Origin of the sequence: Sutcliffiella horikoshii, assembly GCF_002157855.1 — a bacterium.
Taxonomy (GTDB): domain Bacteria; phylum Bacillota; class Bacilli; order Bacillales; family Bacillaceae_I; genus Sutcliffiella_A; species Sutcliffiella_A horikoshii_C.
The window spans coordinates 4,243,124-4,255,866 of the sequence record NZ_CP020880.1 but is presented as its reverse complement, the minus strand read 5'-3'; the positions used below and the strand labels follow the sequence as shown (position 1 = coordinate 4,255,866).

The 12,743-nt window shown below is 42.0% G+C and carries 9 protein-coding genes and 4 tRNA genes; all 13 read left to right on the top strand.

Translation table 11 applies throughout. The features are described 5' to 3' along the window. Positions 1-44 precede the first annotated feature (44 nt). The 13 genes from dnaB (at position 45) to B4U37_RS21450 (ending at position 12,742) form a co-directional block, all read left to right on the top strand. A complete protein-coding gene (gene dnaB / locus B4U37_RS21510; RefSeq protein ID WP_010197842.1) occupies positions 45-1,412 on the top strand; it encodes a replicative DNA helicase in 1,368 nt (455 codons plus the stop codon). Positions 1,413-1,615: 203 nt separating this feature from the next. After that, positions 1,616-2,905 carry an adenylosuccinate synthase gene (locus B4U37_RS21505; protein ID WP_088020040.1) on the top strand — a complete coding sequence of 430 codons (1,290 nt, stop codon included), beginning with the start codon at positions 1,616-1,618 and terminating at the stop codon, positions 2,903-2,905. Positions 2,906-3,251: 346 nt separating this feature from the next. Beyond that, positions 3,252-3,327 (top strand) — tRNA-Lys (locus tag B4U37_RS21500). An 18-nt stretch (positions 3,328-3,345) separates the two neighbouring features. Further along, positions 3,346-3,420 (top strand) — tRNA-Glu (locus tag B4U37_RS21495). 19 nt (positions 3,421-3,439) lie between these two features. Continuing rightward, a tRNA-Asp gene (locus B4U37_RS21490) sits at positions 3,440-3,515 on the top strand. Between the two features lie 5 nt (positions 3,516-3,520). Then, positions 3,521-3,593: transfer RNA gene (locus B4U37_RS21485), tRNA-Phe, on the top strand. A gap of 611 nt (positions 3,594-4,204) precedes the next feature. Beyond that, the gene (locus B4U37_RS21480; protein WP_088020038.1) at positions 4,205-5,701 is read left to right on the top strand and encodes a M23 family metallopeptidase; all 1,497 of its coding nucleotides are present in this window, start codon (positions 4,205-4,207) and stop codon (positions 5,699-5,701) included. 241 nt (positions 5,702-5,942) lie between these two features. Next, on the top strand, positions 5,943-6,644 hold the full coding sequence (yycF, locus tag B4U37_RS21475) for a response regulator YycF (RefSeq protein WP_010197838.1): 702 nt from the start codon (positions 5,943-5,945) through the stop codon (positions 6,642-6,644). Between the two features lie 5 nt (positions 6,645-6,649). Continuing rightward, positions 6,650-8,485: a cell wall metabolism sensor histidine kinase WalK gene (walK, locus tag B4U37_RS21470; protein WP_088020036.1), complete on the top strand. Its 1,836-nt coding sequence runs from the start codon at positions 6,650-6,652 to the stop codon at positions 8,483-8,485. Continuing rightward, a complete protein-coding gene (locus B4U37_RS21465; RefSeq protein WP_088020034.1) occupies positions 8,482-9,801 on the top strand; it encodes a YycH family regulatory protein in 1,320 nt (439 codons plus the stop codon). The genes walK and B4U37_RS21465 overlap by 4 nt, the downstream gene beginning before the upstream one ends. A gap of 1 nt (position 9,802) precedes the next feature. Continuing rightward, entirely contained in the window at positions 9,803-10,594 is a 792-nt protein-coding gene (locus B4U37_RS21460) for a two-component system regulatory protein YycI (protein WP_010197833.1), read from the top strand. Between the two features lie 6 nt (positions 10,595-10,600). Next, the gene (locus tag B4U37_RS21455; RefSeq protein ID WP_088020032.1) at positions 10,601-11,395 is read left to right on the top strand and encodes an MBL fold metallo-hydrolase; all 795 of its coding nucleotides are present in this window, start codon (positions 10,601-10,603) and stop codon (positions 11,393-11,395) included. 93 nt (positions 11,396-11,488) lie between these two features. Continuing rightward, a complete protein-coding gene (locus B4U37_RS21450) occupies positions 11,489-12,742 on the top strand; it encodes a S1C family serine protease (protein WP_088020030.1) in 1,254 nt (417 codons plus the stop codon). Position 12,743: the final 1 nt, after the last annotated feature.

The window sequence follows — 12,743 nt, the reverse complement described above, 5'->3', positions numbered from 1 at the left end:
ATGAGAGCTTAGAGAGGATTCGCTTTCTGGGAGGAGGAACAGGGATGAGTGATATTTTTGAAGATCGAATACCACCGCAAAATATAGAAGCGGAACAGGCGGTCATCGGGGCTATTTTCTTAGAACCGTCCGCACTGACATTGGCATCAGAGCTTGTCATGCCAGATGACTTTTACCGCGCTGCCCATCAAAAGATATATGACTGCATGCTGAATCTTTCCGACCGGGGCGAACCGGTCGATCTGGTCACAGTCACATCCGAGCTTGCAAACTTGAAGCTTTTAGAAGAAGTTGGAGGGGTATCGTACCTGAGTGATATAGCAGGTTCGGTGCCAACTGCAGCCAATATTGAGTATTACGCTAAGATAGTAGAAGAAAAGTCTATTCTCCGCCGTCTGATTCGTACCGCAACCAACATCGCCCAAGAAGGCTACAGCAGGGAAGATGAAGTAGCGGGATTATTGAACGAAGCGGAAAAACAAATCTTAGAGGTTTCTCAAAGAAAAAACTCTGGTGTCTTCCAAAACATCAAGGATGTCCTAGTTAAAACGTATGATAATATCGAAACCCTTCATAACCGTAAAGGCGAAGTGACGGGGATTGAGACAGGCTTTACCGAATTGGACAAAATGACGGCAGGTTTCCAGCGAAACGATTTGATTATCATCGCTGCGCGTCCTTCTGTTGGTAAAACGGCATTTGCCTTGAATATCGCGCAAAACGTCGCTACAAAGGCTCGTGAAAATGTCGCGATCTTCAGTCTCGAGATGGGTGCGGAGCAACTGGTTATGAGGATGCTTTGTGCAGAAGGAAATATCAATGCGCAAAACCTTAGGACAGGCCAATTGACCGCTGAGGATTGGAGCAAGTTGACGATGGCAATGGGTAGCTTGTCCAATGCGGGTATCTACATTGATGATACGCCTGGTATCCGTGTCAGCGAGATTCGTTCCAAATGCCGTCGCCTAAGACAGGAGAGCGGCCTTGGAATGATTCTGATTGACTACCTGCAATTAATTCAAGGTAGTGGACGCGGCGGCGGTGAGAACCGTCAGCAGGAAGTTTCTGAGATTTCCCGTTCCTTAAAAGCGTTGGCAAGGGAATTAGAAGTTCCTGTTATTGCCTTGTCTCAGCTGTCCCGTGGAGTGGAGCAGCGTCAAGACAAGCGTCCCATGATGTCTGATATCCGTGAATCCGGAAGTATTGAGCAGGATGCCGATATTGTTGGTTTCTTATATCGTGATGACTATTACGACAAAGAAAGTGAGAACAAAAACATCATCGAGATCATCCTGGCCAAACAGCGTAACGGTCCTGTTGGTACAGTTTCCTTGGCTTTCGTAAAAGAATATAATAAATTTGTTAATTTGGAGCGGCGATTTGATGATGAATCCGTCCCTCCAGGGGCATAATAAAAGGCATCTACGTCATGTAGGTGCCTTTTTAAACTTTCTCGAGCATAATTTAAAGTAATCCATCTTATTTACGAACAAATTCAATATTAAATTTATGTAACGTTCGTGTTTTGGTTGACTTTCTAGTTTGCAGCTGATAAACTTACTTTTGTTGAAAAATGTATTTAAAAAGTTACATATTTAGTGGAGGTGTACGCTCTATGGCATCAGTAGTCGTAGTAGGAACACAATGGGGAGACGAAGGAAAAGGAAAAATTACCGATTTTCTTTCTGAGAATGCAGAGCTTATTGCACGTTACCAAGGCGGTAATAACGCAGGACACACAATTAAATTTAACGGTGAAACATATAAATTACACTTAATACCTTCTGGAATCTTTTATAACGACAAAACTTGTGTTATCGGTAACGGAATGGTTGTAGATCCTAAAGCATTAATAAAAGAATTAAAATATTTACATGACCGTGGAGTAAGCACTGATAACTTACGTATTTCTGATAGAGCACATGTTATTCTTCCGTACCACTTGAAGCTTGATGAAGTGGAAGAAGAGCGCAAAGGTGCAAACAAGATCGGTACGACGAAAAAAGGAATCGGACCGGCTTACATGGACAAAGCTGCTCGTGTTGGTATCCGTATTGCGGACTTGCTTGACCGTGAACTTTTCGAGGCGAAGCTTGCACACAACTTAGCGGAGAAAAATCGTTTGCTTGAAAGAATGTACGAAACAGAAGGATTCAAGTTAGAAGATATTCTGGATGAGTACTATGAGTACGGACAACAATTTGCAAAGTACGTAACAGATACTTCCGTTGTGCTAAACGATGCGCTTGATGATGGCCGACGCGTTCTTTTTGAAGGCGCTCAAGGGGTTATGCTTGATATCGACCAAGGAACATATCCATTCGTAACATCTTCCAACCCAGTGGCTGGTGGAGTGACAATCGGTTCTGGAGTAGGTCCTTCTAAAATAGACCACGTTGTAGGTGTTGCGAAAGCTTACACGACTCGTGTTGGCGACGGTCCTTTCCCAACAGAATTAGACAACGAAATTGGTCACCAAATCCGTGAAGTGGGAAGAGAGTATGGTACAACAACTGGACGCCCTCGCCGTGTAGGTTGGTTTGACAGTGTAGTTGTACGTCACGCTCGCCGCGTAAGTGGAATGACAGACCTTTCTTTGAACTCCATCGACGTATTAACAGGTATTGAAACGTTGAAAATTTGCGTAGCTTACAAATACAAAGGCGAAGTGATGGAAGCATTCCCAGCAAGCTTAAAAGTACTTGCTGAGTGTGAGCCGGTATATGAAGAAATGCCAGGCTGGACAGAAGACATCACTGGCGTTAAAAGCTTAAGTGAGCTTCCAGAAAACGCTCGTCACTACATTGAGCGCGTATCTCAGCTTACAGGCATTCCATTGTCCATCTTCTCTGTAGGGCCAGATCGCTCTCAGACGAATGTGGTACGTAGTGTGTATGCGAAGTAATTAATTTTTGTGAAGCCCTCCAATTGGGGGGCTTTGTTTTTTAGCGGTTTAGACAGAATTATGCGAGACATTTTAAGTAACTATTATTTTTTTAAAAAAGTTATTGCAAGTTTTGTTGATAGTATGATATTATTAAAAACGTCGTCAAAAGAGATTCATAGTTACATATTAAGTGCATTAGCTCAGTCGGTAGAGCACGTTGAATAAGCTACGAAGCAAAACCTCAGCGCACTCGTTGATATACATCCTGATTAAGCTAGTAGAGACGAGGGCGTCAACAGAGTAAGCTTCCTCGAATCTATGTAAATGTAAAGCAGTACTTTAATAGTTAAAATATTTTTATAATGTGCCATTAGCTCAGTCGGTAGAGCATCTGACTTTTAATCAGAGGGTCGAAGGTTCGAGTCCTTCATGGCACACCATTTTCTTTCAAAAAGTAAGGCCCATTGGTCAAGCGGTTAAGACACCGCCCTTTCACGGCGGTAACACGGGTTCGAATCCCGTATGGGTCACCATTATTTTTCTTTTAACTTAGGTCCCGTGGTGTAGCGGTTAACATGCCTGCCTGTCACGCAGGAGATCGCCGGTTCGATCCCGGTCGGGACCGCCATTTATGGCTCGGTAGCTCAGTTGGTAGAGCAATGGACTGAAAATCCATGTGTCGGCGGTTCGATTCCGTCCCGAGCCATCACAAAGCAGCACGTTCATTATTAAAATGAACGTGCTGTTTTTTTTGTATCTAACTCGTTATTTACTATATGTAAGTTTCTATACGCCCGAAGCGAAGGGCAAACCGCTTAAACTGTCTAATAGAAGCGTTCTATACGCCCGAAGCCCGGCTCAAACAGTCAGTTCGGTCAAATAGAATCACTATTAAGCTCGGGGTTGCGGTATTGAACCTCCACCGATCCAATAACAAAAGCCCTAAAAACACAAAAAAGCCCATAAAAAGGCCACTAACTTCCTCCCCCACCAAAACTGCCCACCGCCCTTTGTTACCCACCTGTAACAAAACAGGGGAATATACCCTCCATTTCCACTCAGTACGTCAAAACTATGTAAAATTACCCATGTTTAGTGCCTAAATAAGGAAAAACCCCTATAAATCGCCTAAATATGACAGCAATAATACAGTTATATTACATCTTTTGTTCTAGTATTCTATTTGTTTATGAACCTATGGTATGGTAAAAGAGCCGAAAAATTTAAATGGGTATCATTAGTCCTAAGACGAGGAATCTAGTTTACCTAAATAAAACTGTTTATAGAACGGGAAGAAATCAGGGGGAAAGAAAGACCATGATGAACCGATTAAAGCGTATATATAGTAATTACACCGAAAAACAAAATATTAAACATAAATCTCAAAAAAATCGCATTTCTACTTTTACAAAAAGAGTAATGGTTACTACTATTGCTGCTTCTACTATTACACTTGGCGCAGTCGCTGTTCATGCTAGTGAGAATTCACTTCTTGGAACGGTCTATCACGTGTACTTGAATGGAGAACGTGTTGGTGCGGTTGATAATAAGGAACAGTTAGACAAGGCATTAGAGGCTAAAGTGGAGTCTGTTCAAAAAGATCATAAGAATCTAGAGCTTTCCGTAGGGGAACAAGTAACAGTTGTACCTGAGAAAGTGTTTAGACCTTCTGCTCAGAATAAAGAGACGATTGACACAGTAATTGAGCAAGTCGAAGTTATGGCAAGCGCTTCCGTATTGACCATTGAAGGAGAAGAAGTGGCACTCCTGAAAAATAAAGAAGAAGCAGAAAAAGTCATGGAACTACTGAAGTTAGAGTTTGTTTCAGAAAAAGACTTAAAAGCTTTAGAAGAAAGACAAGAAAACCAAGAATCCAAGCTTCCTGAGCTGAAAGAAAACGAGTCTCGCGTGTTAGACTTAACTATTAAAGAAAAAGTTTCTTACAGCGATAAAAATGTGGATCCTAAAAATGTTGTTTCTGTAAAAGAAGCAGTGAAATTGGTTAAAAAAGGTAAAAAACAAGCAGATAAGTATGAAGTCCAAGCGGGAGACTCCCTGGGAGATATCGCTGAGAAACATGACCTATCTTCAGAAGAACTTTTAGAAATGAATCCTGATATCGCGATGGATACTTTACTGAAGGTTGGTAAAGTGTTAAATGTTTCAGCGAAAAAACCGTACTTAAATATTGTGGTAAAACAAGAAGTGTCTAAAAATGAAGAAGTTCCTTACGAGCAGGAAGTAGTGGAAGATAAAGAGCTGCCTAAGGGAGAAACGAAAGTAAAGCAACAGGGTGAAAACGGAGAGAAAAATGTTCGTACCATCACTACAAAAGAAAACGGCATGACCATCAAGACAGAAGTAACACATGAAGAAACGTTAAAAGAGCCAGTTAAACATATTGTTGTAAAAGGGACGAAAGTGATTCCTTCCCGCGGAAGCGGATCCCTTGCTTGGCCTGCAGTCGGCGGTTATATTTCCAGCAAAATGGGTCACCGTTGGGGTAAGATGCATAAAGGTATCGACATCGCCCGCCCAAGTGACCGTACGATTAAAGCAGCAGACAATGGAGTGATCGAATCTGCTGGTTGGGACGGCGGTTATGGAAATAAGGTTGTCATCAATCACCAAAATGGAATGAAGACAACGTATGCTCATCTTGATTCAATTAGCGTTTCCGTAGGAGCAACTGTTTCTCGCGGCGGAAAGATCGGTGTCATGGGAACGACAGGACAATCTACAGGCGTTCATTTACATTTTGAAGTGTACCAGGATGGCAAGTTAAAAGATCCAATGCAGTATTTAAATAACTAAACACATACATGAAACCTCTAGCAAAAGAAAAGCGAGCTAGAGGTTTTTATGTTTCTTGCACTTTTATGAGCTTTCTCTTAATAGATGCGCTCCCCCGCTCTACATGGTAAAGTAAGAAGTAGAGTGTTTTGATTATAATTACGCTTATAAGCCGTTTTTTTCTAGCAAATGGCAACAATCTTTGGAAAAAAGCCATACTAACAGATAGGAATAGATAGATGCTGAGAAGGAGCGAAACCATATGGAAAAGAAAATACTTGTAGTAGACGATGAAAAACCAATTGCAGATATATTGAAGTTCAACCTCCAAAAAGAAGGGTACGAGGTATATTGTGCCTATGACGGCGAAGAGGCGGTCAATAAGGTGGAGGAAGTGCGCCCAGACTTAATTCTTTTAGATATCATGTTGCCTCAGCGAGACGGCATGGAAGTGTGCAGAGAAGTACGTAAGAAATATGAAATGCCGATTATCATGCTGACTGCCAAGGATTCAGAAATAGACAAAGTGCTTGGATTAGAACTAGGAGCAGATGATTATGTAACCAAGCCTTTCAGCACGCGTGAATTAATTGCAAGGGTAAAGGCTAATTTGCGACGTCATCAACAGAAGGCGGCAGATACAGAAGAACCTTCTGAGATTGCAATTGGTTCCCTAGTTATCCACCCTGATGCTTACATGGTAACCAAAAGGGGAGATATGATCGAACTTACTCACCGTGAATTTGAATTGTTGCATTATCTTGCAAAGCATATCGGCCAGGTTATGACTCGTGAGCACCTTCTGCAAACAGTATGGGGCTATGATTATTATGGAGATGTACGAACAGTGGATGTAACGGTTCGCCGCCTTCGTGAGAAAATTGAAGACAACCCAAGTCACCCGACATGGATTGTGACAAGAAGAGGAGTTGGCTATTACCTGCGACAAACTGAGCAGGAATAATTTCCATGAAAAAGGTAGGTTTTTTTCGGTCCATTCATCTTAAATTTGTGTTGATTTACGTATTGCTAATCCTTATTGCTATTCAGATAATTGGGGTCTATTTTGTCAGTAAGCTTGAAAATCAGTTGACCACTAACTTTAACGAATCACTTGAAGAGAGAATTCATTTACTCGCTTATAGCATTGAGCAGGAAATAAAAAAACAACGTGATGATACGACACCAACCATTGAAGAAGATATAAGAACGGTGTTACAAGATGTCACGATGGAAGATATAGAAGAAATTCGCATAACCAATAACCAAAGCAAGGTCCTCGGAACGTCCAATCCTTACAATCAGTCAAGTGTAGGGAAAAGGACGACAGAATTGCTGGTTAAACGGGCATTGGTAGTAGGACAGATGTCGAGGAAGACGGTCATCGAAAAGCAAACCCAGAATCGTCTAAGGCTGATTGCAGCACCCGTCAAATCGAACAATCAAGATATCATTGGCGCTATTTATTTAGAAGCGTCCATGGAAAAGGTCTATGCCCAGATGCGTCAAATCAACAGCATCTTTGCAACGGGGACCACTATTGCGCTTGCGGTCACAGCGGTGCTTGGTGTTTTGCTTGCCCAAACCATTACAAGACCGATGTCTGATATGAGAAAACAAGCGCTTGAAATGGCAAGAGGTAACTTCTCCAGGAAAGTAAACATTTACGGTAATGATGAAATAGGCCAGTTGGCATTATCCTTTAATAACCTGACGAAAAAACTGCAGGAAGCACAGGCGACTACCGAAGGGGAAAGAAGGAAGTTGAGCTCTGTCTTGTCCCATATGACGGATGGAGTTCTTGCGACAGACAGAAAAGGCAGGATAATCTTGATTAATGAGCCTGCCCTCGGGATGCTGAACGTTTCACGTGAAACAGTACTGAATAAACCGATTGTAGAAGTGCTCGGGATTGAAGAAACTCATTCCTTTGATCAACTTGTATCTGAACAAGAATCACTCATTCTGGACTTTAGTACCGAAAAAGAGCCATATATCTTGCGTGCTAGTAACTCTATCATTCAAAAGGAAACAGGGTTCATCAATGGTTTGATAACCGTTTTACATGATATTACGGAGCAAGAGAAGATAGATCTTGAACGCAGAGAGTTTGTTGCAAATGTGTCGCATGAGCTCAGAACGCCTTTGACTACGATGAGAAGCTATTTAGAAGCGTTGGCAGATGGAGCATGGCAGGATGATGAGATTGCTCCAAGGTTCCTGGATGTCACGCAAACAGAGACAGAGCGAATGATTCGTTTGGTGAATGATTTGTTGCAGTTATCCAAAATGGATTCAAGAGATTATAACTTTTACAAAAATAGCGTCGATTTTGTTGAGTTTTTTAATAAAATCATTGAACGTTTCGAAATGTCTAAATCTCAAAAAGTGGATTTTGTCAGAAGTATGCCTAACCAAGAAATCTTTGTTTCCATTGATACAGATAAAATAACACAGGTGTTAGATAACATTATTTCGAATGCGATGAAATACTCGCCTGAAGGTGGTACAATCACATTTACTGTGGATATTGAAGAGGCTGCTAATCAGATTTTGGTCAGTATTAGTGACCAAGGAGTAGGAATACCAAAATCGGATCTTAATAAGATTTTTGAACGTTTTTATCGAGTGGATAAAGCAAGAACAAGAATGCTTGGCGGGACCGGTCTGGGTCTTGCAATAGCGAAAGAAATGATTCAAGCACATGATGGAGACATCTGGGCCTCCAGTGTGGAAGGAAAAGGCACAACTATTTACTTTACACTTCCCATTTCCGAGGAAGAACAAGAAGGTGACTGGGAATGAAATACGAAAATATTAAATCACTTGTATTAACCATTCTTGTCCTGACAAGCTTGATTCTCACCTGGAATTTATGGACCTATCAGCCGGATTTTGATTATATAGACGAAGGCGACAGCACCATTAGTGAAGTGGAAATTAACGAAAAGCAGGATATAGGCCAGCTTATTCAACCTAGCAAATTGTTATACCATTTTGATGGTATTCATCACGGAACAGAGGAACTAGAAGATCTTAATTTATTTATGGAAGAGTTGGAAAGATGGAGTCTTTTTGATATTGAGATAGCTAATTACTCGGAGGAAGATTTCTACTCTTTCATGCATGGAAGTGGAAAAATGGAGGTTGTTTTTCCAACAAACATTCCGTTGCAAACCTTTCGATATATTACAGGTTTTAGTGATAGTGAACCTCCGAATATTTCCGTCAATCGGATACTGATTGATTTTTCTGGAGAAACGGTTGGAAGTGAACCAATCATTTATTTAGTTCAATATGAAGAAAGAAAAGTGTACCAAGCTAAGGTTCGTAATCTTTCTACCAATGAGTTATCTCGAACGTTTTATCAAACGGCTAAAATCTTACCAACATTCATTTATGAAGAAGTAGATGAAAATCGGTATGTGTTTTTCCCAGAACAAGCGCCAAAAGTCCGCACTGGGTATTATTATGCGAAACAGTTGAATCCGGAAGATTTTAAAAATGCCCTATTCAGCAACCCAAGCATAGTCACAAGAGATCAAGTAACAGACGGAATAGTTTTCAGGGATGATTCCAGTCTGATGAGTGTATCCCGTCCCTATAATAATCTGCACTACGTTAATCCGGGGAATACAGGACTCGGGAATTCCATGGACTTTAATGTGATTGAACGGGGAATTGAGTTCGTGAACGAACACAGTGGTTGGACAGGACAGCCGGAGCGGTTCAAACTTGATACTTGGACGAGCAGCACAATCGAGCATAATGTGGTCTACAGAATGTTCATCGGGGATTATCCGATCTACCATTTTGGTGAAAGAGGCGTGGCAGATATCTCCCAGTCATGGCGAAATAATGAGATTTATGAATACGTGAGACCTGTTTTTGAATTTCTGTCTTGGAAATCGATTGGGACAAACATCCCCTCAGGAAGAGAAGTTCAGCGAGAACTCGACAACTTCAGTGACCTTCAAAATATCCAGGACATACGAGTCGGGTATGAATTGAAGAGAGAATCGGATGTTTATATTATCGAACCGATTTGGGTGTATAAGGAAAACAATGCTTGGAACAAATTAAATTTTACCGGCAACGATGATTTAGAAGGAGGGATGTAGAATGGATTGGAGGAGAACCAAAACCATTTTCATCATTACCTTTCTTATCCTCAATGTATTCCTTGTTTTTCAAATTCTTGAAAAAAGGAAGAACAATCAGCTGGAAATCTTGGCGGAAGCTTCTATGGAAGAGCAGTTCAAAGTAGATGAAATATCGTATGGCCAACTGCCAAAGGCACCGGACAAAGCAAGTTATATAAGCGGAAACAGCTATGTATTTACAGAAGAGGATACAACGAAGTTAACGGAAAATGGGCAAAAGGCGGAGATTGTAGAAGACATCAAGTTAGTTTCTACTTGGGAAGAGCCAATACCCTTACCTGAAATGAATATGATTACTAGATTAGAGACTATTTTTAAAGAAGAATTATTGTTTGGGGCGAAATATGAGTTCTGGGGATTTAATCCACAAAACAGAAGCCTTATTTTCTTCCAACAATATGATGGGAAAAATATTTATAGCAATGACAGTGCGATGGTGGTAGCGTATCTCAACGATTTAAACGAGTTGATTTCTTACGAACAAACCTATATTGTCGATACAGAAAAAATGGATGTAGAACAGGACGTCATTTCCGTCTTGGATGCATTATATAATCTGTATAATACAGGAGATTTGAAGCCGGGGAGCGAGGTAGGAAACGTCACGCTAGGATATTACACCCTCGTCGACTATACCAATTCTCATGTATTAATCCCGACTTGGCATATTGTAGTCAATGAGGAAGAGGACTTTTACGTGAACGCGTTTGAAGGGTCCGTTATAAAAAAAGAAAATCGAACATTGGAGTGAAGTGACATGAGCCTGCATTTTAGCGTGCTAGCAAGCGGCAGCACAGGAAATGCAATTTATGTCGCAACAGAGGAGCATTCTTTCTTAATCGATGCTGGTTTGAGCGGCAAAAAAATGCAAGAACTGTTTAACGGGATAGGCAGAAAAATAGAAGACCTATCCGGAATTTTAGTAACACATGAGCATAGCGATCACATTAAGGGACTTGGCGTACTTGCGAGAAAGTACAAGCTCCCGATTTATGCCAACGAAAAGACATGGATGGCGATGGACGGCCTGGTTGGCCTTATCCCGACAGAGCAAAAGTTTAATTTTGAAATCGAACAGGTGAAAACATTCGGTGGACTTGATATTCAGTCATTTGGTGTATCTCACGATGCTGCAGAGCCGATGTTTTATTCCTTCCATGATGGCGATAAAAAGGTCGTGGTCATCACCGACACAGGTTATGTGAGTGACAGGATGAAAGGCATCATTTCCAATGCCGACGCCTATGTTTTTGAGAGCAATCATGACGTGCAGATGCTGCAGATGGGACACTATCCGTGGAGCATCAAACGCCGTATCTTAAGCGATGTCGGCCACGTATCCAATGAGGATGCAGCCCTTGCCATGGCAGATGTCATGGGAGACAAAACGAAGCGTATTTATTTGGCGCATTTAAGTAAAGATAATAACATGAAAGATCTAGCGAGGATGTCTGTTCAGCAAACACTTGCCACAAAAGGTGTAATGGTGGGAGAACAAGTGGAGCTGTATGACACAGACCCGAACAAACCAACCGCGCTTGCTTTCGTGTAAAAATCTTAGGCTTATAGCGCCTTTCTTTTTGCCTTTTTTACACGATGCAACGTACAAATTTTGGTTGTGACGTGAAAAGAAAGGAAGGACAACATGGGATATTACGACAAACAAGATCCATCTGATCACTCAAAACAAAAAGGAAACAGGGGGAAGTATTTTCTCCCTGGAATTGTAGCATTATCACTTGGAGTATTACTAGTGGTTGTGGCGTTCCCTGGGCTAACAGGACGAATAATGCCAGATGGGAGCGAGCGTCAGGCAGTAGAGGAACGTGAGCAGTTGCCAGAACAACCTGAATCGGGCGGAACGGCAGCGGAGATTCGCAATGTCTCTGTCAATGTAACGTCAGGTGTCACAGAAGCGGTAGATAATGTAGCAGAAGCAGTTGTCGGGGTTATCAATCTGCAAAACGCCTCCTTCTGGAACGACACGGAAACAGAAACAGACGAGGAAGGCGAAGCAGGAACAGGCTCTGGTGTTATTTATAAAAAAGAAAATGGTAAAGCTTATGTGGTGACGAACTACCATGTTATTGAAGGCGCTGGGCAGGTAGAACTGAGCCTTATAGACGGGACAAGAGTGCCGGCAGAGGTGCTTGGAGAAGATCCGCTCACAGATCTTGCTGTGTTGTCCATGGAAGATGAAATGGTCACAAAGGTTGCAGACTTCGGAAACTCTGACAGCGTCCGCACAGGCGAACCCGTTATCGCCATCGGAAACCCACTCGGTTTGCAATTTTCCGGATCAGTCACTCAAGGAATCATCTCGGGAACTGACCGAAGCATTCCTGTGGATGTGAACAGGGACGGCACACCTGACTGGCATGCGGATGTTATGCAGACGGATGCTGCCATCAACCCAGGCAACAGTGGAGGAGCTTTAATAAATATCCAAGGAAAAGTGATTGGAATCAACTCGATGAAAATTGCTCAGTCTGCGGTAGAAGGTATCGGTTTGGCCATTCCGGTCAACTCTGCGATTCCAATTATTAATGACTTGGAGCAATATGGACAGGTAAAACGTCCTTATTTCGGTGTCAGCATCGGCTCGTTGTCGGATGTGTCCAGCTATCACTGGCAACAGACGTTAAAGCTTCCGAAAGATGTTAGTGCAGGCGTGTATATCACGGGTGTAGCACCTGGTTCACCTGCTGCCAATGCTGGATTGAAAGAATATGATGTGATTGTGGAGCTGGATGGCGATCAGGTTCGGGATGTTATTGAGCTGCGAAAACATCTTTATAATGAAAAACAGGTCGGCGATAAAATGGAAGTTACATTTTACCGAGGCCAAGACCAGAAAACAACGACCGTTGATTTGACAGAAGATACAACCGGCGAATAGG